Source organism: Pedobacter sp. L105, from assembly GCF_009765875.1.
Lineage (GTDB): Bacteria > Bacteroidota > Bacteroidia > Sphingobacteriales > Sphingobacteriaceae > Pedobacter.
Window position 1 is genome coordinate 345,400 of record NZ_LMUP01000002.1, and the last position, 25,297, is coordinate 370,696.

General features: G+C 40.9%; 15 protein-coding genes. 2 read left to right on the top strand and 13 right to left on the bottom strand.

Annotated elements, in window-relative coordinates; translation table 11 throughout:
- Positions 1 to 29 precede the first annotated feature (29 nt).
- The 7 genes from nagB to GSQ84_RS02695 all read right to left on the bottom strand — a co-directional run bounded on the left by nagB (position 30) and on the right by GSQ84_RS02695 (position 14,974).
- A complete protein-coding gene (gene nagB / locus GSQ84_RS02665) occupies positions 30 to 1,949 on the bottom strand; it encodes a glucosamine-6-phosphate deaminase (RefSeq protein ID WP_158795705.1) in 1,920 nt (639 codons plus the stop codon).
- A gap of 23 nt (positions 1,950 to 1,972) precedes the next feature.
- Complete coding sequence (locus GSQ84_RS02670) at positions 1,973 to 4,657, bottom strand: glycoside hydrolase family 2 TIM barrel-domain containing protein (protein ID WP_158795706.1); 2,685 nt, start codon at positions 4,655 to 4,657, stop codon at positions 1,973 to 1,975.
- A 22-nt stretch (positions 4,658 to 4,679) separates the two neighbouring features.
- Positions 4,680 to 6,974, bottom strand: a complete 2,295-nt coding sequence (locus GSQ84_RS02675) for a GH92 family glycosyl hydrolase (protein WP_174238627.1) — start codon at positions 6,972 to 6,974, stop codon at positions 4,680 to 4,682.
- A gap of 8 nt (positions 6,975 to 6,982) precedes the next feature.
- The gene (locus GSQ84_RS02680; RefSeq protein ID WP_158795707.1) at positions 6,983 to 8,419 is read right to left on the bottom strand and encodes an alpha-L-fucosidase; all 1,437 of its coding nucleotides are present in this window, start codon (positions 8,417 to 8,419) and stop codon (positions 6,983 to 6,985) included.
- A 256-nt stretch (positions 8,420 to 8,675) separates the two neighbouring features.
- Positions 8,676 to 10,265, bottom strand: a complete 1,590-nt coding sequence (locus tag GSQ84_RS02685; protein WP_158795708.1) for a SusD/RagB family nutrient-binding outer membrane lipoprotein — start codon at positions 10,263 to 10,265, stop codon at positions 8,676 to 8,678.
- 79 nt (positions 10,266 to 10,344) lie between these two features.
- Complete coding sequence (locus GSQ84_RS02690; RefSeq protein WP_216848851.1) at positions 10,345 to 13,731, bottom strand: SusC/RagA family TonB-linked outer membrane protein; 3,387 nt, start codon at positions 13,729 to 13,731, stop codon at positions 10,345 to 10,347.
- Between the two features lie 154 nt (positions 13,732 to 13,885).
- Entirely contained in the window at positions 13,886 to 14,974 is a 1,089-nt protein-coding gene (locus GSQ84_RS02695; RefSeq protein ID WP_158795709.1) for a FecR family protein, read from the bottom strand.
- A gap of 207 nt (positions 14,975 to 15,181) precedes the next feature.
- On the opposite strand from GSQ84_RS02695, the gene GSQ84_RS02700 reads away from it, so the two are divergent.
- Complete coding sequence (locus tag GSQ84_RS02700; protein WP_158795710.1) at positions 15,182 to 16,309, top strand: exo-alpha-sialidase; 1,128 nt, start codon at positions 15,182 to 15,184, stop codon at positions 16,307 to 16,309.
- On the opposite strand, the gene GSQ84_RS02705 is transcribed toward GSQ84_RS02700, so the two are convergent.
- The 6 genes from GSQ84_RS02705 to guaB form a co-directional block, all read right to left on the bottom strand.
- A complete protein-coding gene (locus tag GSQ84_RS02705; RefSeq protein WP_158795711.1) occupies positions 16,310 to 16,897 on the bottom strand; it encodes an RNA polymerase sigma-70 factor in 588 nt (195 codons plus the stop codon). It abuts the gene before it with no gap.
- Between the two features lie 328 nt (positions 16,898 to 17,225).
- The gene (trxB, locus tag GSQ84_RS02710; protein ID WP_158795712.1) at positions 17,226 to 18,197 is read right to left on the bottom strand and encodes a thioredoxin-disulfide reductase; all 972 of its coding nucleotides are present in this window, start codon (positions 18,195 to 18,197) and stop codon (positions 17,226 to 17,228) included.
- Between the two features lie 101 nt (positions 18,198 to 18,298).
- Positions 18,299 to 18,925, bottom strand: coding sequence for a toxin-antitoxin system YwqK family antitoxin (locus tag GSQ84_RS02715; RefSeq protein WP_158795713.1), 627 nt, complete (start codon positions 18,923 to 18,925; stop codon positions 18,299 to 18,301).
- A gap of 20 nt (positions 18,926 to 18,945) precedes the next feature.
- Complete coding sequence (locus GSQ84_RS02720) at positions 18,946 to 20,574, bottom strand: acyl-CoA carboxylase subunit beta (protein WP_158795714.1); 1,629 nt, start codon at positions 20,572 to 20,574, stop codon at positions 18,946 to 18,948.
- Positions 20,575 to 20,684: 110 nt separating this feature from the next.
- Entirely contained in the window at positions 20,685 to 21,263 is a 579-nt protein-coding gene (locus GSQ84_RS02725) for a TIGR00730 family Rossman fold protein (protein ID WP_158795715.1), read from the bottom strand.
- An 80-nt stretch (positions 21,264 to 21,343) separates the two neighbouring features.
- Positions 21,344 to 22,816 carry an IMP dehydrogenase gene (guaB, locus tag GSQ84_RS02730; RefSeq protein WP_158795716.1) on the bottom strand — a complete coding sequence of 491 codons (1,473 nt, stop codon included), beginning with the start codon at positions 22,814 to 22,816 and terminating at the stop codon, positions 21,344 to 21,346.
- Positions 22,817 to 23,230: 414 nt separating this feature from the next.
- Here guaB and GSQ84_RS02735 point away from each other — a divergent pair, with 414 nt between their 5' ends.
- Positions 23,231 to 25,264: a DUF3858 domain-containing protein gene (locus tag GSQ84_RS02735; protein ID WP_158795717.1), complete on the top strand. Its 2,034-nt coding sequence runs from the start codon at positions 23,231 to 23,233 to the stop codon at positions 25,262 to 25,264.
- The last annotated feature ends 33 nt before the right edge of the window (positions 25,265 to 25,297 follow it).

The following is a 25,297-nucleotide window of genomic DNA, read 5'->3' on the forward strand; positions in this document are numbered from 1 at the left end:
GTATTGCTTGTTATAAGAGATGATTAATATTAGAATTTCCATTTCACAAAGGCTTCCATAGCCTCGTACTCTGCCAGTCCAAGCTGATCGTATGCTTTTGCGGTTTCTGTTGTACGTGCTTCTGCCCTTACCCAAAACTCTCTTGAATCATCTCCAGGGAACACAGGAAGATCTTTTTGCGACTGGTGTTTGAAGATAGCCAGTCTTTTTCTTTGCACTTCCTGCGGCGATAAAGGCACACACATTTCAATTTCGTAAGTTTCGAACTCGTGCCATGCACCTCTGTACATCCATAACCAGCAATCCTTTGTCCAGTCTTCTGTAGCTCTCAAACGGATCATGGCTTCAATGATAATATTGAAACAAACTTTATGCGTTCCATGCGGATCTGCAAAATCACCGGCAGCAAATATCTGATGTGGTTTTACTTTTTGCAGCAGCTCCATCGTTTGGATGATGTCATCCTCATAACTTACATTTTTCTGGAACTTACCCCTGTCATAAAAAGGAAGGTCCTGGAAATGGATACGCTCATCCGTTAAACCGGCAAATCGTGCACCCGCAATCGCTTCTCCTTTTCTGATCAGTTTTTTAACGGTACGAATTTCTTCAGGGTCTGTCTGGTTAGGCAGTTTTTTGCTGATAAAATCGCGCATACTATGATAGGTAGCTTTTAAGGCTGCAGAATCTTCGCCCCTTGATTCTACAAAATCAATATTGAACTCCATGAAACGCAATACATCATCATCCCAAACTGCGGTATTTCCTGAAGTCTGATAAGCTACATGTACTTCATGTCCCTGATCTGCCAAACGGATAAAAGTACCGCCCATAGAAATTACATCATCATCAGGATGCGGAGAGAAGATAATCACACGTTTGTGATCCGGAGCTGCACGTTCCGGACGTTGACTATCATCTGCATTTGGTTTACCACCCGGCCAGCCGGTAATGGTGTGCTGCAATTTATTGAATATCTGAATATTGATATTGTACACCGGACCACGTTCTGTAGCCAGCTGTGCCATACCATTATTGTTGTAATTGTCTTCTGTTAACTTCAGGATCGGTTTACCCAAAGTTTTTGCCAGCCAGATTACCGCTTTAGTTACCTGACGATCTTCCCAATGGCAGTCTTTCACTAACCACGGTGTATCAAAACGCGTTAATGAAGTAGCTGCATCCTGATCCAGGATAAACTCAACATTTTGCGACAGTTGTAAGAAAGTAGCCGGTACTTCTGAAGATAATTCGCCTTCCACTGCTTTTTTAACGATAGAAGCTTTTTTCTCGTTCCAGGCCATCAGGATAATTTCCTTTGCCTTGAAGATGGTACCGATACCCATGGTGATCGCTTTGGTAGGCACATTGGCCACGCCACCAAAATCACGTGAAGCATCTCTTCTGGTCAGATCGTCTAATGTTACCAGACGTGTACCTGAGTTAGGCGCAGATCCCGGCTCATTAAAACCAATGTGGCCTGTTCTTCCTATACCCAGCAATTGTAAATCTATCCCTCCAAAACCGCTGATCTTCTGCTCATATCTTAAACAGAAATCTTCAATTTGTTCCCTTTCCAAAAGACCGTCCGGGATATTTATATTTTCGCGTTTGATGTCGATATGGTTGAACAGATTTTCGTTCATGAAACGAACATAACTCTGGTCGGCATCAGGTTTCATTGGATAATACTCATCCAGATTAAAAGTAACTACGTTATTGAAACTTAATCCTTCCTCTTTGTGTAATCTGATCAGTTCTTTGTAAACCTTAACAGGAGTGGCTCCGGTAGCCAGACCTAATACGGCCTGTTCACCTTTTTCCTGTTTTGAAATAATCAGTGATGCGATTCTTTTTGCAACCTCTACGCTTGCAGTTTGTTCATCACTGAATACGCTTACGGGTAATTTCTCGTATCTGGTTTCTTCCAGCAAATTTAATCTTGACATGCTTGTTATGTATAAAATTTGAGTTATGGGTTTATCTGGATTGTTTGGTTGTCACCTGTATAATTTGTGAGGGTCAGCATAGGTATAGCAGCTCCTTTTTCCGGGTTATAATCAATAATAATCTTTTTTTCTGCTCCCGGAAGAACGGAGAAATAATTATCATCATAAAATACAGGTAAAATCCTTTGTTTGGTACCGGCATCTACTAATGAAATACGATTAAAGAAACTTACCGGATTATTTGCCGGGTTGGCTAAAGTCACTTCAATCTTGCCCGATTTCAATTGTCTGGCGTGGGTGTTCAGCTGAACGGCTTTCAGTTCGTTCAATCCTGAATACATTCCTTTGTCGTCTGCAATCCAGTATAAGTTATTGCTCAGCAATTTCTGATGTTCATCCAGTAACTGCAGGGAAAGGAAGGAACCTTTTTTAGCGGAAAGTTCATCGACTTTCTTTTTGATAGATTCAATCTTTTTAATGCTTGATGGATCCATAAAGCAGAATACCTGCATAATATCGGTTACTTTCCCATCCATATCATATGATTTGGCAACCAGCATAATATTACGTTTGGCTTCGAAACTATTGTTCACTACCATTACGGTTCCATCTACCGGATTATACATGGAATGCAATGATTCACTTCCTGAACGCAAGCCGAATAAACAGGCATTCGGGTCAAGGTAATAATCATACATCTGTCCGCGCATGGATGTCCATGGATTCTGGGTTTTCCAGATGATTACACCTGTATACCAATCCCACATGTGTGAGCTAAAACCTTCCATCAGGCCTCTGTACTGATTGTAGTTAACCAGCTGTGCTTTTTTAGCAAAATCTGCCAGATTGGTAGGTTTACCGTAAGGTAAAATATGGTCTTCATAACCTACACCCAGGTAATTGTGGTAATCCCATACTGAATCTGCTTTTTCTGAAGGGCCTTTAGGCTCACGTTTGTCTTTTGCGATAAACTGAGGGGCAACCTGACTGGCTGCCGGCATGATCTTTTGAATAGACTCCAGATCTCCAACACCTACAGAACCCACTTCAGAATTGAAAGGGAAAGTTCTGGTATTCCAGAAGGTAGAAATATCCTGTATACCGTATGGGCCATCACCATTTCCGCCCAGGGTATTTTTAGACATATCATCAGAATTTGAATATTCTACGAACCAGCGTGTACCATCTAAAGCAGGTAAAATAGAATCACGCAGAGGAACAAGAATATCTTCCGGAGGAGTAATCTCATTTCCACCGCACCAGATGGCTAATGAAGGGTGATTTCTTACCATTTTAATCATATCTGCAGCCGATTCCAGGAATAAATGGTGATCGTCAGGATATTGCCTGCGTGTCCATTGATCTTCCGATTTCATAGGGTCTACCCATCTGCCATTGCAGTCGCCAGACATCCAGAAATCCTGGAACACAAGGATACCATATTTATCACAGGCTTCAAAAAATTCAGGGCGTTCTATCAGTGAACCTCCCCAGATCCTGATCAGGTTCAGGTTCATATCACGGTGATACCTGATCTCGGCATCATATCTTTCTTTGGTAAAACGAAGCATGGCATCAGACATGATCCAGTCGCCACCTTTAATAAATACTTTCTGTCCGTTTACACTAATCTGCTTGCTGCTGGTGGTACTGTTCCAGGTAGCTTGAATTTCTCTTACCCCTACGCTCACCGTCTGGCTGTCACAAACTACCGTACCTTTTACAAAACTAACATGTAAAGGATACAGGTTTTGCTGTCCATAACCACTTGGCCACCATAATTTAGGATTCTTAAGGCTTAAGTCGGCGAATTTAATTTCAGCAGTGCTATTAGGCATTAAGGTAACAACCTTTACCATTTTCTGACCGTCCAGCGTATATACCAGACTTCCGGTTACTGCTTTAGCAGTTGAATTTTTCAGTTCGGCAGAAACTTTAATAATAGCAGGTGCCTGAGGACCCGAGGTTAAACGTTTTCCGGGAACTAAAGTGATCACATGCGGATTGTCTAAACTTACAGCACCCGTTCTTTCAATATAAACTTTATCCCAGATACCTGTGTTTCTATCCCTGATCGGACGGATCCAGTCCCATCCGGCAGTGTATTGAGAAGATACGCCGCGGGCGATTGTTCCGTCGCCACCCTGACCACCGTTAGGGTTACCTACCACATCTGGTGGATGAACGATCACGGCCAGCCTGTTGGTGCCTTTGATCAGCAACTTGGTAATATTATAAGATTTTCTAAGATACATTCCTTTAAAAGGTGCTGTATTCACTTTTTTACCATTCAGAAAAATATCACAGCTGTAGTTTATCCCTCTGAATTTTAACCATACCTGTCCGTCAGCAGAAGGGATGGCCTCTTTAAAGTCTTTAACAAACCAGTAGGTATAAAAATCCCTTCCGGTTTCGTAAATGTCTTTGATATGGGCATTGTTCATTCCAAAATATGGATCAGGAACTTCTTTATTGGCCAGCATTGTGGTTAATACGGTACCGGGAACAATAGCCTTTTTCCAGTCGGCCGTAGAAAATGAATAGTTTGAAATTTCAGTACCCTGAGCTCTAACCTGAGTAACAGGCTTACACAACCAGCCTGAATTAAGTTCATACTGATCCTGTGCAGAAAGATGCCCTGCAGCCGAAAGCAGGAGCAACAAGCAGCACAGTGTTTTAAGCCATTGAAATGAAGATGTTTTAAACATGAGTATAGATAAAAATAGTAATTTATTGCGTAACTGAATATGGACGGTCTTCTGGTTTTATACCCCATGTTGCAGAGGGTTTATCACCCATTATGATAACGATCTTACCACCTTTAACGATCTCGCTGTGCAGGATATAAGATTTAGTATAAGGTTTTCCGTTGAGTGTGATCGACTGGATGTATTTATTTACTGCCGAATTGTTTTTTACAGACATACTAAAAGTTTGTCCATAACCTACTTTTAATGTAGCTTCATTGATGACAGGGCTGCCAAACACATACATTCCGTTAGCCGGGTTCTCTGCATAAAAGCCTAAGGAAGATAAAATATACCAGGCAGACATCTGGCCTACATCTTCGTTTCCGCTTAAACCATCAAAATGGTCAGAGTACAGATTATCCAGGATATACCTTACTTTTTCTGCGGTTTTATAAGGCTGACCAGCGTAGGCATACATGTAAGTGATATGGTGACTTGGCTCATTGCCATGTGCATATTGGCCGATCAAACCGCTGATATCAGGAGATGATTCAGAGCCCATATCACCTTTTGCGGTAAACAGGGAATCCAGTTTAGCAACAAAAGGTTTGGTACCGCCCAATAATTTGGTCAGGCCTTCCACATCCTGTGGTACCAGCCATAAATATTGCCATGCATTACCTTCTGTATAATCATCCTGACGGTGAACTGCTCTAAAAGGACTAAAAGGAGTTCTCCAGGTGTTGTTCGCAAAACGGCCTCGCATAAAGCGGGTTTCCTTGTCAAAATAATTTTTATAGTTTTCACCGCGTTTGCTCCAGTAAGCATAAGCTTCATGGTCGCCGCGGTTCTTAGCTACCTGGGCAACCGACCAGTCTGCAATTGCATATTCCAATCCCATGGCTACAGATTCTACTGTACTATCGGCAGGAATAAAGCCGTATTTCTTTACTAGGTTTAGTCCTCTTTCATCTCTCATACCTGTAGCTTTTAAAGCTTCATAAGCAAGATCTTTATCAAAACCTTTAATCCCTTTCAGGTAAGCATCGGCCACTACGATCATACCAGGATTACCTACCATACAATCCGTTTCATTGCCCATCAACGGCCATACCGGTAATTTACCTGTTTGCTGATAGATAGCCAGGAAGCTGTTCACGATATCTCCTTCCCTTTCGCTGTTAATTAAGCTCATTAAAGGCATTGCCGCTCTATATGTATCCCATAGAGAGAAAGTAGTATAATTGGTAAAAGGAGCATTTTTATATACCTTTTTATCGGTACCCAGGTAATCGCCGTTCACATCATTATAGGTTGACGGAGCAATCATGGTATGGTACAATGCAGTATAAAAGATCTTCATGCGGGACAGATCGTTTGTTTTGATCACTACCCTGCTCAGTTCCTTATTCCAGGCATCATTTGCTTTAAGCACCTGCTGATTGAAATTCCAGCCTGGGATCTCTGCTTTCATGTTCAATTTTGCATTTTCGATGCTCACTGGTGAGATCGCTACTTTAATACGGATCGGCCCTGAAGTTTGTGCATCAAAAACAGCAAGTCCCAATACGCCTAAACCTTTCAATTCGGTTCCTGCTTTGGTATCGGTACTGTCAGATACAGAAAACTTTTTGATAGGCTTGGAAAACACAGCAGTAAAATAAATACGCTGATCTGCTGCCCAGCCTTTAGAATAACGGTAACCAGAAACGGTAGTGTCATTTTCCTGGTGGATGTAAGTTTCCGTAGGTTTATCCCACTGGATTCCCTGTTTCAGGTTGATAATGATTTTTGGTTCTTTCCCTGCGGGGAAAGTATACTGATGAAAACCAACTCTATTACTTGCCGTCAGTTCTGCTTTAATATGGTAGCGGTTTACCATCACACTGTAATAACCCGGCTTAGCTACTTCCTGCTGATGAGAGTAAGTAGAATAATATCCGCTTTGCTCATCACCTGATTTACCTTCGGTCAGCTTCACCTCACCTACTACAGGCATAATGGAAATATCGCCAAGGTCGCCAATACCGGTACCGCTTAAATGCGTATGAGAAAATCCTACAATGGTGGTATCACTGTAATGATAACCTGAGCACCAGTCCCATCCAGCAGATATATTTTTAAGCCCCAGCTGCACAGCGCCGAAAGGTACATCAGCACCTACAAAAACGTGTCCATGGCCTCCGGTTCCAATAAATGGGTCTACATATTTGGTTAGCTGTATGGCCGATTTATTTTGCGCCATACTTTGCCCGCTTAAAGCAGCTACGAAAGTAGTGCCCAGCAGTAATCGCTTTACTGGATAATGGAAGCGATGAAATCTAATTTTAAACATAGTTGTAATTATAGTACAGGATATGAAAAAGCCAATGCGCCGTAAACGGACGGGTTATTTTGTATATTGTCTGGAAGGTGAACGGTTACGGTCTCTCCTTTTAACTCCCACTGAACTGGTTTATTACTATTCAGCAAAATCATTTTACTTCCTTTTTTAGGGGCATTACCAGTCCATTGAATCGTTTTAGCAATACTACTATCCTTAAAGCAATAAATGGCATTTTTGGTCATCTTATCCTTGCTTTGTGTAAACCAGGTATTTCCATCATGGTACACCGCGGTGATCCGGGTAGCATAAATAGCCTTACCATTGGCTTTCATCCATTTTCCGATCTCTTCCAGGCGTGAAACAGCTACATCAGGGAAAGTACCATCAGGACGGGGACCAACACCAAGCAGTAAACTGCCACCTTTAGCTACCACTTCCACCAGGGAGCGGATCACTTCATTTGGTGTTTTATAATGATCATTGGGCACAAATCCCCAGGCATTGCCTAAAGTTAAACAGCTTTCCCAGGGATGGTCCAGCTGCTGCTCCGGAATTTTCTGCTCTGGTGTCTGGTAATTCTCATAAGGTCCGTGAACCGTTCTGTCTACCATAAGCAAACCAGGTTGCGCTTTACGTGCCATAGTGGCAATTTTAGGCATATCAATATCCTGGCTCCATTCAGGAATAGCTGCACCCCATGCCCTAACTTCTGGCGTTACGGTTTCCAGCGGACGTACCCATCCCCCGTCTAACCATAGGATATCTATAGAACCATAATTGTTCATCAGCTCACCAATCTGGTTAAAGGCGAAATTTTTGAACTGGTTCCATCTCCAGGAATACTTACGGATATCATAATTGGTATTGCGGTCTGGCGTAGCGTATTTAGACCACCAGAAATATTGTGAATGCCAGTCCGGTTTAGAGAAATAAGCGCCGATCATAAATCCCTGTTTTCTGAAGGAGTCGAAAACATACTTGGCCACATCGGCTTTCGGATTATCTTTGAATGGCCCGGAGGCAATATTGAAGTCAGATTGTTTGGTGTCAAACATCGAGAAACCATCGTGATGTTTGGTGGTAAAGATCATGTATTTCATACCGGCATCTTTACCTGCTTTGGCCCACTGATCGGGGTTAAACTTAACGGGATTAAACTGCTTGCTTAAGCCCCAGTACCATTTTTTGTAATCTTCATAAGCAACCGTACTATCAGGACGTTCTATCCAGGGTTCAGAGCAGAGTTCCCATGATTCAATAATTCCAGGGACAGCATATAGCCCCCAATGGATAAGCATTCCGAATTTCTGATCCTGCCATTTATCCAGTTTTGCTTTTACAGCTTCGTCTGCCGGCCACTCATAGATCGTGGATTGTTGATGGACACCATTTTGAGCTGCGGTTTTTAAGGATAAAAGTAAGAAGGCTCCAATTATCCAATTAAATTTTTTCATTCGTTTAGGTTGTTTTTTTTCAATCGTACTTACTGCTTCCTGTCTCCAGTCTGCAATGGGCGGTTATAGGTGATTTATTTGTAAATTTTATATCTATGAGGTGTAAATTTTATCATTATCATACAATTATCAAAAAAAAACGGGAGATCTGTTAAATCTGCCCGTAATATCTCAAAAAAAAAAAACAATTCCTACCGTATTGGTATTATTAAGCGTTTTTAGCTGAATAATCTATACGGCAGGAATTGCCGGAGCATTATTTATCCCAGTAAACCCTGGAAGTTAACTGATCTCCACCACTAATTAAAGCAACAGCAGCAGCGTAGTTTGCGCCGTTCACTGTAACTTCAGTAGCCGGATAAGGCATTCTTCTTGGAATAGTTCCACCTGTAACGTTTCCGGTATATTGTACCGGAGTTAATACAGGATAACCAGATCTTCTCCAGTTGGCCCAAACCTCGATAAAGTTGAAGTTTGCGATATCAGTAGCCCAGTATTGCTCGTTGATCATTTTCATTTCTGAACCTGCAACCAGAGGGTTGGCCGCTACATAAGCAGCAATATCAGCAGTAGCAATAGTAGAGCTTCCGGTAGACATTTGCGACATAGAGTTCAGTGCAGCGGTAACTGCATTTGAATAATGTGTGGCGGCAGTTCCCGCGGCCCAGCCCCTGTAAGCAGCTTCAGCCAATAATAGTTCTGATTCTGCATAAGACATGACAAAAAGAGGACCCGACTGTTGCATGTAAACAGCAACCCTCGGACGTGAATAACCACCCAGAGCAGCAATATCACCTGTAGTACCCGTTGCACCCGGATAATTTGGTGCTTTACTGATGTCAAATGCACCACCATTCTGATCGTAGCCGTTTGGCATACCAATCTGCGCGCTTGCGGCTGTATTTCCTGATAAAGTTTGGTCGGCATTGTTAGCTTTTCCAGCCAAAGGAATTTCACCGATCACCCCTAAACGAGGATCATTTGTTGCCCTTAACCAGTTGATATAGGTCTGGCTCCATCTTACCTGCTGAAAATCATCAGTAACCAATAAAGCAGCTGTATTTGCATTTTTCGTATCACTGTTGGAAGCATCTGTTTTCAGGATCGCATTGTCATCATTACTGGCCATGGTACCGCCTGCATAAGCTGTTTCAGCCCATGTTTTAGCAGTTGCCAGATCAGATTTTGTCAAACGCATCGCTATTCTCAGCATCAGCGAGTAACCCAGTTTTTTCCATTTGGTTACGTCTCCTGTGTAATAAAGATCACCTGAAACGGCCAGAGAAGTAGTATTCAGCGCTGTAATTGCCGCCTGCAACTGAGTAAGCATAGCAGGATAAATGCTTTGCTGTTTGTCATATGAAGGAGTTACATTACCTGTAGAAGCCAGTAAAGCCTGAGTAAAAGGAACATCACCATAAGTATCGGTAATTCTCTGGAACATCATCATCTCATTGATCTTAGCGATCTGGATTACATTGTTGTATTTTACCGGGTCCTGTGCATTGGCAATGATAATTGCCTGATTCATTTCACTTAGCGCAGTGTACGTAGTACTCCAGATTTCAGCCTGATAACCCACCGTTCCACTGGTAGTGATGTATTTATCACCGTTACCATAATAGTTTAAGGTACTGGCCAGTCCCTGCATCATCATTGACTGATACAACAATTGTGTATAACCAGTATTTGCATATTCCAGCTCTCCTGACGTAAGCAGGTAATTAGGATTATTATTTGCAGCCGTAGCTGATTTTGGGTCTGTATTGGTTTTCTCCAAATTCTCCTTTGAGCAAGAGGACAAAACCACAGCCGAAAAAGCAAAGTATATAAATATTTTTTTCATCTGATACATATTGATTTTTATAGGTGATGAAAATTGCATTAGCTTATTTATTAAGCTGATACAGGTTTCATTTTGTGTTCTATCTAAATTTAAAATTAACATTGAATCCGTAAGTTCTGGTGTAAGGCAAAGAACCACCTTCAACACCTGCGGAACCTACTTGTGAGGAGAATGTGTTTTCAGGATCGATATTATCTGTATGTTTCATGATCGTAAATAAGTTACGGGCAACCAGGTTCACGCTGATAGAAGAAAAAGGTATTTTACCCAGCATTTTTTGAGTGAAGGTATAACCGAAAGTAGCCTGACGGAATTTAATGAAACTGCCATCCAGTACCGATAACTTAGATATGTTGTTAATCAAACCTGTGTAGTAAGTCTGTGCATCAACGTTAGTTGTATTGGTAGCACCCGATTCCGTTACACCAGTAGCTACCACACCAGTTTCCCTGCCAACAAGCGTAGCTTTGTTCAACCCATATTCATAAGAATTGTATTCCGTAGCAGATAATACTTTATTACCAAACCTGTAATCGATCAGGAACGAAGCATCCCAGTGTTTGTAATGGAAATCATTCGTCCATCCACCATATATTTTTGGTAAACCAGAACCATAAGCTTTCAGGTCACCACGCTCAGGGATACCATTGGCACCGATAATGATATTTCCTTTGGCATCATACTTATAATCGTAAGCCATGATCTGTGCAACAGAATAACCCTGTACTACATCTACAAAAGCATTACCCGGTCTGTAGGTACCTGTTTGAATAGGCGCATTCGTAGTTCCGTCAATTTCCAATACCTTGTTCTTCACGGTAGTGAAGTTGAAACTTGAATTCCAGGTAAAGTCTTTAGATTTAATTGGTGTACCTGATAACAATAACTCTATACCTTTATTCTGTGTAGAACCTAAATTAACATATCTGTAATCATACCCTGAAGAAGTTGAGGTTGAAGCCTGAACTATCTCCCCTGTTGTTTTCCTGGTAAAGAATGAGGCATCAATACCGATCCTGTTTTTTAAGAACTTCAATTCTGTACCTATTTCATATTCTGTTAAAGAGTATGGTTTTAACTCTTCGTTAGGCAGGATATCACTGTATGTGCTTCTTGGCGTACCATTGATAGAATTGGCAATGGTGTAATATTGCTGGGTTAAATAAGCATCTGCCGGCTCACCGCTAGTTTTAGCATATGAAGCCCTTAATTTACCAAAGCTCAACCAATCCGGATGACCTAACTGCGAGAATACAAAACTTGTAGATACTGAAGGTGTAAAGATACTGTTGTTGTTAGTTGGTAAAGTAGAGAAAGTATCGTAACGTCCTGTAGTACTCAAGGTAATCAAACCTTTGTAGCTAAAATCTGCGGTATAATATACTGAAGGAGTTTTTAACTGGTGATAATCATAAACAACTGCTTTAGTCAGCAAGTTAGATGGGGTATATAAGTAAGGAACGATAAACGACTGACCGCTGGAACCTGTTTCCTGATAAGTATTCTGACGATAGTTACCACCCACACTTGCATTTACATTAAAATCTTTGAAGATATCTTTGTTGAAATTCAACAGGAAGTCTGCATTCATTTCTACTGTTTGTGCCTGGGTCAATGCATTTAATTGTCCCTGGTTATTGGTTGTGTAGGCGGTCCCTGTAGGGGTTACGGATAAATTTTCATCATTTGATAAATCATAACCGAACCTGCCCATCAGGGAAAGGTAATCTGTAAACTGGTACTTTGCCGACATAGCGGTAGTGATCCGTTTACGGCTATAGTTATTGACAAACTGACTGGTTACGAAATAAGGGTTGGTAACATAGGAGTTATCATTCCAGCTTGATTCTGCTCCGGTTAGGGAATTGTAACCTGGTGCCAGCGTTTTCACCCCCATACTGGTAGGCAGGAACGACACGGCATAATTGGCATTTAATGGTGAATCACTTAAATAAGGACGGTTTTTATCTTCCTGATCTACGTAGTTAGCCATTAAATTAAAAGTCAGCTTTTTAGTCAGCTGTTGCGTAGTACTGAAATTGAAAGTTTTTCTTTGCAGTCCACTGTTTTGCAGGATAGACTGTCCGTCTAAATCAGCAGCAGAAAAACGATAAGTTCCTTTTTCACCACCTCCTGCAATGGATACGCTATTGGTATAACTGGCTGCAGTACGGTAAAAAGTACTAATGTTATTCGTTACCGCAGAATAAGGGTGGTAACTGCCATCATAAGCAATGGTAGATGAACCATCTAATTTCGATCCCCATGAGTACAGGCCTGAACTGATTGCCGAAGCTACAGTAGTAGGTTTATTGCCTGCAACACCCTGACCATATTCATATTGGTAATCGGTATTGTTAATAGCGGTTTCAAATTGTGTATTCGAATTAAATTCTATCTGTACCTTTCCGGCTTTACCGCTTTTAGTAGTAATCAGGATTACCCCATTAGCTGCTCTTGCACCATACAATGCAGAAGCAGTTGAACCTTTCAGTACGGTCATGCTTTCCACATCATCAGGATTGATATTGCTGAATCCATCACCACCATCAGCTCCTCCGTATTGTCCGGCTGTTGATCTTACCGTATTGTCGATCGGAACTCCATCAATAACCAGTAAGGGTTGTGTGCTTCCTGTAAATGAAGTTGCACCGCGAATGGTTAATCTTACTGAAGCACCAGGGCCGCCAGTAGTACCGCCAACACTTAAACCAGCTACCTGGCCTTCCAGTGAATTGGCTACGTTGGATTCTCTCGCTTTATCCATGGTTGCACCGCTCACCTTAGTAACAGAATAACCCAGTGTTTTTTGATCTTTCGTAATACCCAGCGCAGTAACTACAACCTCAGTCAGGTCGTTTGCATTAGGTTTAAGGCTGATGTTCAAAGAAGTTTGTCCGTTAACAGGGATCTCCTGTGTAGCATAACTTACATAAGATACGATCAATACCGCATCAGAAGGTGCGCTTAATGTGTAAACACCATTAGCATCTGTAATAGCACCGCCTTTACCGTTTTTAATCTTAATGGAAGCACCAATTACCGGCATACCGGTTTCGTCGGTGATCTTTCCTTTAATAATAATATCGGCAAATTTTTCTCCCTGAGGAACGATAACGATCAGATTGTTTGGCAATACGTTATAGGTAAGTTCTGTATTGTTCAATAAATCATGAAGAACTTTGGCTATAGGCGCATCTGTTACATCAATATTGATGTTCTTTCCAGTGGGTACCTGGCGGTTGCTAAACATAAACCGGTAATCTGACTTCGCTTCAATTTGTGCGAGTACATCTGCAAATTCGGCAGACTTCAATTTTAAAGTGACTTTTTTCTGGGAATAAACTCCCGCAACAGCACTCAGGTTAAAAATCAGCAATAACCCACACGTTAGTTTCATGATGGGTAAGGATTCTATTGGCGCATTTTTATGAACTGCGCGGTGTAAGCGCGTAAAAAATTTCATACGATAATGATTAGTTGATAGGTTATAAAACAATTGGGTTGTTTAGCTGAAATTGGGACATAGATCGCCCACCTCATGTAATTAAGTCGTATTTTTAGTCATCTGATTTAGGTTAGGTTAGTGTTTTGCGGTTGTTGTTAAATAGGTTTCACTGTTAAAAAATGGACACGGTAGAATCATTCATAGAAAAATTAAATTTCTCTGTGAGTTGAAGAGCTTTGAGAGCTTCATTGATATTCTCCTTTTCAATTACGCCGGTAAATCTCAGCTGCTTTACAGTTTCACTCTGAAAATTGATATCGATATTGTACCATCTTTCCATACTGCGGGCAAGCGTTGAAAAATCCTCATTTTTGAAAGTGAGTTTATTTTCCGTCCAGGAGGTTTCTATAACTGTTGAGTGGTCAGGTTTAAAATAAGTTAATTGTCTTACAACGGCAGTTGCATTTTGCTTCGCGTTCTTCGTTCTTCTTCTTTCGTTACGCAAATTGGTTAACACCAGCTTTTGAGATGGCTTAAGAAAGATCTGCTTTTTTGCGGCGTCTTTTAGGGTAACTGTTATTGCGCCATGAATAAGTGTGGCTTCTGTTGAATTTTCATTTTCATAGGCCTGTACATTAAAAGTAGTGCCGACTACTTTAATGTCCATATCTTTTGTGTGTATAATAAAAGGATGGGCTTTATCTTTACTCACATCAAAAAAAGCTTCACCGCTTAAAAACACATCCCTTGTAGAGTCAGAAAAATTAGCCGGGTATTCCAGTCTGGTATCTGAATTTAAACGTACCTGAGTTCCATCCTTGAGCGTAAAAACAGACCTCACTCCTTTTGCTGTTTCTTTAACAATCAGTTCTTTTTTATAGGCAAAATAAGTATGGCAGGTAATAAACGTAAAACAGATCAGGAGCAAGGCGGCTGCAGCCTGATGTATCCATCCAAATCCGGCAGTAGCCGGCTGAGTATAAACAATTGGTTCTTCTGCTACCTTGTTGTATAAGGCTAAAGGCAGCTCTTCTTCTTCGGCCTCATCACCGCTGGTTATCCTTTGCTGAATGTTTTTAAATAAAATGCTGGAATCATATTCCTCTTTGTGGCTATTGGCCCAGAATGCCCGTAATAGCTCTTCTTCCTTTCTATCGTAATTTGGCTCTCCTCTCAAATAGGCTAATTCCCGCTGCTCGTCAACTGTGATTTCTCCAGCAAGATCCTTGGTAAGCAGCTCAATAAACCTATTTTTCTCCATTTAATATATATTACGACCAAGGTCATTTAATAGTAAGACAATATTTACAACCCAAATGCTTACAGGAAATCAAAATATATTTCAATAATTCTCAAAAAACATTTTATTTCTTTAACGCCGTAAGCATTTTACCACTATTATTGTCTAATTAATACCGTTATAAATTCAAAAAGACAACAGATGAAAAAAATCAGGCTAATAATTATAATGAATCTATTATTTAGTTTGTCGTTCAGCATTTCATATGCACAAAATAGCCTCGTTTCCAACAATTACACTACAGAAAAAGGTTTAAAACATTTAAAAATAGAAAGAGCAACTATATACACACCAGATACCAACTGGTTTTATAACCATCATCCGTCAGTTACTAAATTTAAAGGCAAGTTCTTCGCTATATGGTCTAATGGTATAAAAGATGAAGATTCACCGGGGCAACGGGTTGTTATTGCTACTTCTTCCAACTTCAAAGACTGGTCGGCGCCTGTAGTGCTGGCCTCGCCTTCACTCACTAATGATACGCTTAACGTATTAACTGCTGCAGGATTTCACCAGTTCAAAGATACCCTGGTAGCTTATTATGGTGAATACACCAAAAGAAAGATACATACCCGCCTGTGGGCTAAAACAACTACAGATGGTATTCACTGGAGTGAGCCTATTGATATGCATATGCCAGTAATTCCCAATCACGGACCGGAACCCACACAGTCTGGCAGGCTCATCATCAGTGGGAATTTTCTTTATCCTTATACGGACGACTACCGTGGATTATCGGGGTGGAAAAGAAGTAGCTTTTACCCGGATTCACTGCTTAAACAGGATAACTCAACAACCTTTTATAAACCGGCAGAAAAAACAGGCGTTCCCCCTTTATGCGAAGGTTCATTTTATCAGACTGATGATGCCGTTTTACATTTATTAGTGCGGGTAACTGGAAAAGGCTGGAAAGGCAGGTTATGGCTTTCACAGAGCGCAGACAATGGAGAAAAATGGTCTAAACCTGTAGAAACGCCTTTTAGTGATAATGACAGTAAATTTCACTTTGGCAGGTTACCCGATAAAAACTATTATTATGCGGGTATACCTGATACTTTGCATCATTATGACAGGAACCCGTTGGTACTGGCCCTGTCTGCAGACGGAAAACATTTTGACCGGCAGTTTATTATTGCTGATGAACCTTATCACATTAAAAAAAACGGATTATGGAAAGGCGGAGAGTATGGTTATCCCCATACGATGATTGATGAGGGATGGATGTATGTGATCATCTCCAGGAAAAAAGAAGCCATCGAATTAATCCGTTTTCCACTGGCACAATTAAAGAAGTAATTATTTCATGAATTTAGAGACTGTACTGTTTTTGCTTAGATAAGGGCTCATTTCTTTACTTAATTTCTGCATGGCCCTTAATACCTGGCTTTGAACAGTTTTGTGGGAAATATTTAAGATCTCTGACACTTCTTTGTATTTCATTCCATCTTCTTTGACCAGCTGGAATATAATCTTGCATTGCTGAGGCAGGGTATCAATAGCCTGATCTAATTTATAGAAAAGTTCCTTTTTTTCAATTTCCGCTTCAGGATTACTGTAAGCAACAAATTCCATAGGGCTATCTTCTATCTGCACCAAATGCATGAGTGAGTTTTTTTTGATATGATTCAGGGATCTGTTTTTAACGGAAATGAAGATATATGTTTCCAGGTTATCTACCTCCACCAGTTTCATTCGCTGGTTCCAGAAATTCACAAATACATCCGCTACAATTTCTTCTGCGATTTCTTTTTTGTTCACATACAACTCGCAAAATTTAATGAGTTTTGTATTCAATAAAATGAAGAATTTTTCAAATGATTGGTGATCATTATCAATGGCAACCTTAGTCCATAATCTTTTTAAGTCAAGTCCTTTTTCTATCAAAACAATATTATTAAATCGTTTTATCTACTTATTTTTTTTGAATTTATGATAAAAACGAGAGAACACAAAGGCATGTTACTGTTAAATAAAGTTAAAAGAAGCCGAACAAGCGTCAAGCAGACATTATTTCCTGCAATTATCCGATTAATTTATATAATTGATTTAAAAAGGTAAAAACAGATATTAAAATTGAACTAAAAAATTTATAAAAGAAGGATTAATAGTAGCCATATTAGATAATATTGAGGGAAATAATGCAAAATCAAAAAAGCCTGTTAGTTTTCACTAACAGGCTTTTCTTTCAATGCTTCTTTTTGAGTTTATGAATTTATGATGACATAACCTTTACTTCATCTTCTTTTGCGGCCAGGTAGCGTTCTGCATCCAGCGCAGCCATACAACCGGAACCTGCCGCAGTGATGGCCTGACGATAATAGTGATCCTGAACATCTCCCGCAGCAAAAACACCTTCTACATTTGTTTTTGTTGTACCGGGCGTAGTTTTAAGGTAACCTGTCTCATCCATTTCCAACCAGCCTTTAAAAATATCTGTATTGGGTTTATGACCGATAGCCACAAAGAACCCTTCAACTTCCAAATCTGTTTCTGCACCGGTCTGGTTATTTAACACCCTTAAACCAGTTACATTTTTTCCATTTCCTAAAACCTCTTTGGCTTCGGAATTATAAATAACTTCTATATTAGGTGTATTCAACACGCGGCTAACCATTGCTTTAGAAGCCCTGAATTCATCGCGGCGAACCAGCATATATACTTTTTTACACAATTTAGCCAGGTAAGTAGCTTCTTCCGCAGCTGTATCACCAGCACCTACAATAGCTACATCCTGGTTCCTGAAGAAGAAACCGTCACACACTGCACAAGCAGATACGCCAAAACCATTGTAATGCTGTTCACTTGGTAATCCCAGCCATTTCGCAGTGGCACCTGTAGAAATGATCACCGTATCAGCAGTAATAGTTTTGATTTCATCCACTACCACTTTATGCGGTGTGCTTGAAAAGTCTACCGAACTTACATAACCGAAACGGATATCTGTACCAAAACGTTCCGCCTGTTTGCGAAAATCTTCCATCATCTCAGGGCCCATTACTCCTGACGGATAACCTGGAAAATTATCAACATCAGTAGTCTGTGTTAATTGTCCTCCGGCTTCCATGCCAGTGTATAATACTGGTTTCAGATCTGCCCTTGCAGCATAAATTGCAGCTGTATATCCAGCAGGACCTGAACCAATGATCAGGCATTGAACGTGTTCTATTTCTTGAGAAGTATTCATATGATAATTTATAATAGCTATGTGCAAGGATGCACCAGCATGCTTTCTTTTACGCTACAAAAATAAGCTTTAATGCGGTATGCACCAAAGTTATAGCTTAGTTAATTGACATTTTTACCTTCAGCTTGCTTATCACGCAGCTTTTTACCTTTAAGCGAGGAGATTAGTTTACCGTTATCATATACATCCTCCTGCTTACCGTAATTTAACGTCCAGGTACCATTCTTTTTACCTGCCCTGAACAAGCCTTGCTCTTTGATCTTTCCGTCTTCATCAAAAAACTGAAAAGCCCCATGAGCTACCCCCTGCGAAAAGGTAATTACTTGTTTCAACTTGCCATCAGGATAGTTACTGAGCCATCTGCCCACACGCAGTCCGTTGTGAAAAATACCTGTCAGTTCAATAAACCGCTCTCTTCCATTGATCTCCGTACTGTAATTTACATTGTTGTTGTCTGGTGTGATCCAGGCATAATAAACAAATTTACCCTCGGGCACCTGCAGTTTATCATCTCTAAATGAACCCGACGTGAGCAGTATGCCATCAAAATTGAATTTTTTAAAGGTATATAGTGAATCTCCCGTGAGCTTGCCATAAACAGCATAGGTTGTTGCCAGTGTAGAATCTTTGGTGATCTGATCTTTATTGTCAAGCAAAATGGATTTAACCTGGCTATAAGAAGACAGGCCTGCTATCAATAAAAAAAAGCAGATGGTTATTCGTTTCATAGTAAGATCAAATTTAGTGACTAGGTCTGTATAATTCCGACATTGAATTGTCTTTTTATTGGCGACTGATTAGCGGCTTCAATCCCCATAGAGATCACTTTACGGGTCTCCAGCGGATCGATAATCCCGTCTACCCATAATCGTGAAGCAGCGTAATATGGCGTAGTCTGACTATTGTAACGGTCGGTAGTTTCTTTCAGCATTGCGGCTTCTTTTTCAGGAGTGATCGTTTCTCCTTTAGATTTTAACGCTGCAGCCTGTATCTGCATTAAGGTGCTCGCGGCCTGCGCCCCGCCCATAACAGCTATTTTAGCACTTGGCCAGGCATAGATCAATCTTGGGTCATAGGCTTTACCACACATAGCGTAATTTCCTGCACCGTAAGAATTACCAATGATAATGGTAAACTTAGGTACCACTGAGTTGGCTACTGCATTCACCATCTTTGCCCCATCTTTGATAATGCCACCCTGTTCAGATCTGCTGCCCACCATAAAACCGGTTACATCCTGCAGAAATACCAGCGGAATCTTTTTCTGGTTACAGTTCATGATAAAACGTGCCGCCTTGTCGGCACTATCAGAGTAGATCACCCCGCCAAACTGCATCTCTCCTTTTTTAGATTTCACTACTTTGCGCTGGTTGGCCACGACGCCTACCGCCCAGCCATCAATCCGGCCTAAGCCGCAGATGATGCTTTGACCATATTCCTTTTTATATTCTTCAAATGCCGAATCATCCAGTAAACGGTTTACGATCTCATGCATATCGTATTGTTTTTCCCTGTTTTCTGGAAGAATGCCATAGATCTCTTCGGGGTTGAGTTTGGGTAAAGCAGGTTTTTCACGGCTAAAGCCGGCCGACTGAGGTTCGCCCAGCATACTCATGATCTTTCGGATGCTATCCAGACAGGCCTGATCATTCGGGTGTTTGTAATCTGTCACACCTGATATTTCACAATGCGTAACAGCACCGCCGAGGGTTTCATTGTCTACCTCTTCCCCTATCGCAGATTTTACCAGATAAGAGCCCGCAAGAAATACCGAACCCGTACCTTCAACAATCATGGCTTCATCACTCATAATTGGCAAATAAGCGCCTCCTGCTACACAGGAACCCATAATCGCAGAGATCTGGACAATTCCTTCCGCAGACATCAGGGCGTTGTTCCTGAACATCCTTCCAAAGTGTTCCTTATCCGGGAAAATTTCATCCTGCATCGGCAGATAAACACCTGCACTATCTACCAGATAGATCACCGGCAAACGGTTTTCCATCGCAATTTCCTGTGCACGAAGGTTTTTCTTAGCCGTCATAGGAAACCAGGCACCCGCTTTAACCGTTGCATCATTGGCCACAACCATACACTGGCGGCCCGAAACATAACCGATCACGCAGACTACCCCTGCCGAAGGACATCCCCCCTGATCGGCATACAGATCTTCCGCAGCCAAAGCCCCCAACTCCAGAAATTCTGTGTTTTTATCAATCAGGTAGGCAATCCTTTCCCGGGCCAGCATTTTACCTTTTTCTTTTTGCTTAGCCGCACTTTTCTCCCCGCCACCTTTATATATTTTCTTTAGCCGGGTCTTTAACTCATACACCAGCTGCTTATTAATATCTTCGTTTTTATTAAATTCAATGTCCATGCTGGCAAGATAAATTATTCCTTCAAATTAAGGAAACACCGATACAAATATTATTGCGGAAAAACAGGCTTATTGTGAGTTATACACTAATGAAAGGCACATCTGCCAAATCAGGTTTTGTCCCTGAACCAAACATCATCCGGGGCCGACTGGAAGATTTTCATCTTTTCCAGCAGTACAAGGGGATCGTCTGAATCAATCACCAGTGCCCTGTTTTTTTCTTTCAGTAAACGGTGCTGCACCATCACGTCCATTTGCGCAAAAAGATGATCATAATATCCGCCAACATTTAATACGCCTATTGCTTTTTCATGTAAGCCCAGCTGAAGCCAGGTCAATACTTCAAAAAACTCTTCCAATGTGCCAAAACCACCGGGAAGAATGATAAATCCGTCGGCAAGATCGGCCATTTTCTGTTTACGCTCATGCATATTCTCTGTAATGATCAGCTCTGTAACGGCTGTATGCCCCACTTCCATATCAAACAGGAATTGCGGAATTACACCCGTCACTTCTCCGCCACGTTTCAGCACTTCATCGGCTATAATTCCCATTACGCCTACACTGCCTCCGCCATAGATTAAACGGATATTTTGATCAACAAAAGCCTGCGCCAGATGCTCAATAGCAGTTCTTAAAAGAGGGTCGCCATTAAAGTTGGCTCCACAATACACACAAATAGATTTCATAGAAAAATTAGGGTAAAAAAAAGATGATTTACATACCGCCCTGCAGTATGTAAATCATCTTAAATATAGTGAATTACGAGTTACTGACGTGAATAATTTGGTGCTTCTTTCGTAATAGAAATATCATGTGGATGGCTTTCTCTCATTCCTGCTGCAGTGATGCGCACAAACTTGGCTTCCTGCAACTGGTCGATGGTTGCAGCACCACAATAGTGCATCCCTGCCCTCAGGCCACCTACATACTGATAAATTACTTCTGCCAGTGTGCCTTTGTAAGGAACACGTCCTACAATACCTTCAGGAACCAGTTTGGTAACTACATCTTCATCATCCTGGAAATAACGGTCTTTAGATCCTACCTGCATCGCTTCTACAGACCCCATACCGCGGTAAGATTTAAACTTACGTCCTTCGTAAATGATTGTTTCGCCCGGTGATTCTTCTACCCCTGCAAACAATGAACCTGCCATAATTGCGCTGGCCCCAGCTGCAATTGCTTTTACAATATCTCCTGTTTGTTTGATCCCGCCATCAGCGATTACAGGAATACCAGTTCCTTTCAGTGCCTGTGCGCATTCAAAAACAGCGTATAATTGAGGCACTCCCACACCCGCAACTATTCTTGTTGTACAAATTGAACCAGGCCCTATACCTACTTTAACCGCATCGGCACCAGCTTCGGCCAGAGCCCTTGCGGCATCAGCCGTAGCAATATTCCCAGCGATAACCTGCAGTTCAGGAAAACGCGCTTTAACCGCTTTAACCATATCGATCACACCTTTTGAATGTCCGTGAGCTGTATCCACCACAACCACATCTACTCCCGCCTGTACCAGGGCAGCAACACGATCAATGTTATCGGCAGCAACACCTACTGCGGCACCAACCCTTAAGCGGCCGCGTTCATCTTTACAGGCTTTGGGATAATTTTTATATTTCTGAATATCTTTAAAAGTGATTAGTCCCCCAAGCTTACCACCCTTGGTCACTACAGGAAGTTTTTCAATTTTATAATTCTGTAGAATCTCTTCTGCCTGAACCAGTGTGGTTCCTTCAGGTGCAGTGATCAGGTTTTCACGGGTCATCACTTCAGAAACCGGGCGCTGCATGTTCTTTTGAAAACGCAGGTCGCGGTTGGTGATAATGCCTACCAGTTTATTTTCTTCATCGATAACCGGGATACCGCCTATCTTAAATTTAGTCATGATATGTAAAGCATCCGATAAGACCGCATTGGCACGTAAAGTAACAGGATCCTGGATCATTCCGCTTTCCGAACGTTTTACTTTGGTGACTTCCTCAGCCTGGCGTGCGATACTCATATTTTTATGGAGTATACCTATACCCCCTGCCTGTGCAATAGCAATAGCCAGTCCCGATTCGGTAACGGTATCCATCGCAGCAGAAACAATTGGTAAATTCAGTCGTATTTTTTTTGTCAGTTGACTTCCGGTGTCCACATCGCGGGGAAGTACTTCAGAATATGCAGGAACTAATAATACGTCATCGTATGTTAATCCTTCGGCAATAAATTTATTTGGGTCGAGTTGCATGAGCAAATAATTTTTAGGAGTTATTACTTGCCGGGCAAATCTACACAAATTTTATCAATTCCGAAATAATTCACGGTATGACTGGCCTGTAATTGTTAGGAGCTTGTTTTACCAAATTATACATTAACTGTACCCTAAGTAAAGGGTAACTGAACCTATTTGGCCATATAGGTACAGTTACTGCGCTCTCAGGTCACTGTATAGGCTTACTTTGGTAAAACAAATGTCGAATAAGTGCTAGCTAAGATATAACGACAACCCAACCAGTATCGCTTTTAAAAGTAAAAATGGTAATTAAAATAGAGGTCAATCTACCTAGCGGATTAAGGATTTATATAAGCAAGAAATTTAAATGAGGTTTATATTTTTCCTTTTAAAAAATTAGAATTAATATTGCTTTATACGCTCACGCTCATGTATAAATTGTACCCCTTATTTTTAATCATCCTGTTATCAGGTATACTTAAATTATCAGCACAGTCCCTCCAATCACCAGATCCTAAAACTTTTAAATTCGGCAAGGTGACCCAGGAGGAATTTGACACCAAAGCTACTGGTGCAGATTCTTCTGCTGCTGCAATTAAATTGTTTGATATTGGTACCGGGTATTTTGAAGTGAGCCACACTTCCGGCGCTTTAATTTACGCCTTTGAAAGACGCGTGAGATATAAAATACTCAGCAAAAACGGCTATAATCTGGCTGATCTGGAGATATCGTTATACAATAACGACAAAGGATATGAGGAGAAGCTGTCCACGCTGACAGGCGCTACTTATAATCTCAGCGGCAGCAATATTATAGTCAGCAAAATGAATAGCGATGCTAAATTTTCCAGCCGCCGCGATAAGAATCATACTGTAAAAAAATTCACTCTTCCCAATGTAAAAGAAGGATCTATTATCGAATACAGCTACAAGACAGTATCAGATTTTATTTACCAGCTTGACGACTGGTATTTCCAGAGCCGTTATCCTTGTAAATATTCGTCTTTTACTATTACCATACCTCAATATTACAACTATAAAATATCTGCCGGTGGTTATATTAATATCCAGCAGGACAAACCTGCAGAGGTTTCACAATTGTTTTATATTCCTTCAGACCAAATGCATCCCGTTGCTTCAACAGTAAATGCACTTGCCTTAAAAACCCACTATTACGCACAAAATGTTCCGGCGATAAAGGATGAAAGTTACATTACTACTATCAGCGATTACATCAGCAGAATTGGCTTTGAATTAAATACGGTCCGGTTTCCAAACGCTGATCCTAAAGATTATAATTCTACCTGGCCAAAAATTATTGCCGAGATGATGGTACATGAGCATTTTGGAGGATTTATCAAAAACAACGGGTATGCGGATCAGCTGGTTAAGGGAATTTTACAAGACGAAAAAGATCCTGATGCTCAAATGAACCTGATCTTTAACTACGTAAAAAACAATATCAAGTGGAACGGGACTTACAACGATTACACAGAAGTAAATGATCAGAAAACGGTGCTGGAAAAGAAATCCGGAAATTCAGCCGAAATCAATCTCATCCTTCTTAATTTGCTTACTACTGCAAGACTGGAAAGCTATCCTGTTTTACTGAGTACCAGGAATAACGGAACCCATCCCGGGTACCCGCTGTTATCAAAATTCAATACTTTGATTATCCAGGTAGAAATTGATGGTAAAAAACATCTGCTGGATGCTACCGATAAAAACAATAGCAGTGACCTGCTCAGTTATCAGGACCTGAATCATAAGGGATTAAAATTAAACCTGAGTACAAATGAAGGCGAATGGATATTTCTGGAAACAAGTAAACCTAATATTAGCAGTACGCGGTACAACTTATTGCTCAATACAGAAAATAAGCTTACCGGGAGCCTGCTTCTTTCTGCGTCAAATTACAAGGGACTAAACAGGAGAAAAGCTTATCAGGAAGCAGCAAGCCAGGAAGAATTTATCAAAACTTATAAAAGTTCAAAAACCGGGCTCAACATCAGCAATTACAGCATCAGCAATTTAACCGAACCCATAGAACCGCTCATAGAAACTATGGATGTGGATATTGAAGACAATATAGAAGAGGCCGGGAAGCTGGTTTATTTTAACCCCCTGTTATTTCAACGAACTAAAGAAAATCCTTTCAATTTAGAGGAACGAAACTTTCCTGTAGATTTCGCATATCCTTTTGATGAAAATTATAGTCTGATTCTTGATTTTCCTGCGAATTACCAACTGGATAAATTACCCAAGAACGAAAAGTTTGTATTGCCGGATGCAGGGGGATCATTTATGATCACCTATACCGCTGAAGGGAATAAAATTGCGATTATTAGTAAATTAAATATATCCAAACCCATATTTAGTGCTAACGAATATTATACTTTAAAAGAATTATACAAGAATATTGTACGCAAGCAGGGAGAACAAATTGTATTTAAAAAACCATAGGTTTAAACATTTAATCATTAGCTACCTTCCTTA

Excerpts from the sequence above, each read along its gene's own strand:
- guaB (WP_158795716.1), bottom strand. The coding sequence starts at position 22,816 with ATGCAACTCGACCCAAATAAATTTATTGCCGAAGGATTAACATACGAT.
- GSQ84_RS02680 (WP_158795707.1), bottom strand. The coding sequence starts at position 8,419 with ATGAAAAAATTTAATTGGATAATTGGAGCCTTCTTACTTTTATCCTTA.
- GSQ84_RS02725 (WP_158795715.1), bottom strand. The coding sequence starts at position 21,263 with ATGAAATCTATTTGTGTGTATTGTGGAGCCAACTTTAATGGCGACCCT.
- GSQ84_RS02690 (WP_216848851.1), bottom strand. The coding sequence starts at position 13,731 with ATGAAATTTTTTACGCGCTTACACCGCGCAGTTCATAAAAATGCGCCA.
- GSQ84_RS02720 (WP_158795714.1), bottom strand. The coding sequence starts at position 20,574 with ATGGACATTGAATTTAATAAAAACGAAGATATTAATAAGCAGCTGGTG.
- GSQ84_RS02735 (WP_158795717.1), top strand. The coding sequence starts at position 23,231 with ATGTATAAATTGTACCCCTTATTTTTAATCATCCTGTTATCAGGTATA.
- GSQ84_RS02675 (WP_174238627.1), bottom strand. The coding sequence starts at position 6,974 with ATGTTTAAAATTAGATTTCATCGCTTCCATTATCCAGTAAAGCGATTA.
- GSQ84_RS02715 (WP_158795713.1), bottom strand. The coding sequence starts at position 18,925 with ATGAAACGAATAACCATCTGCTTTTTTTTATTGATAGCAGGCCTGTCT.
- nagB (WP_158795705.1), bottom strand. The coding sequence starts at position 1,949 with ATGTCAAGATTAAATTTGCTGGAAGAAACCAGATACGAGAAATTACCC.
- trxB (WP_158795712.1), bottom strand. The coding sequence starts at position 18,197 with ATGAATACTTCTCAAGAAATAGAACACGTTCAATGCCTGATCATTGGT.
- GSQ84_RS02685 (WP_158795708.1), bottom strand. The coding sequence starts at position 10,265 with ATGAAAAAAATATTTATATACTTTGCTTTTTCGGCTGTGGTTTTGTCC.
- GSQ84_RS02700 (WP_158795710.1), top strand. The coding sequence starts at position 15,182 with ATGAATCTATTATTTAGTTTGTCGTTCAGCATTTCATATGCACAAAAT.
- GSQ84_RS02670 (WP_158795706.1), bottom strand. The coding sequence starts at position 4,657 with ATGTTTAAAACATCTTCATTTCAATGGCTTAAAACACTGTGCTGCTTG.
- GSQ84_RS02695 (WP_158795709.1), bottom strand. The coding sequence starts at position 14,974 with ATGGAGAAAAATAGGTTTATTGAGCTGCTTACCAAGGATCTTGCTGGA.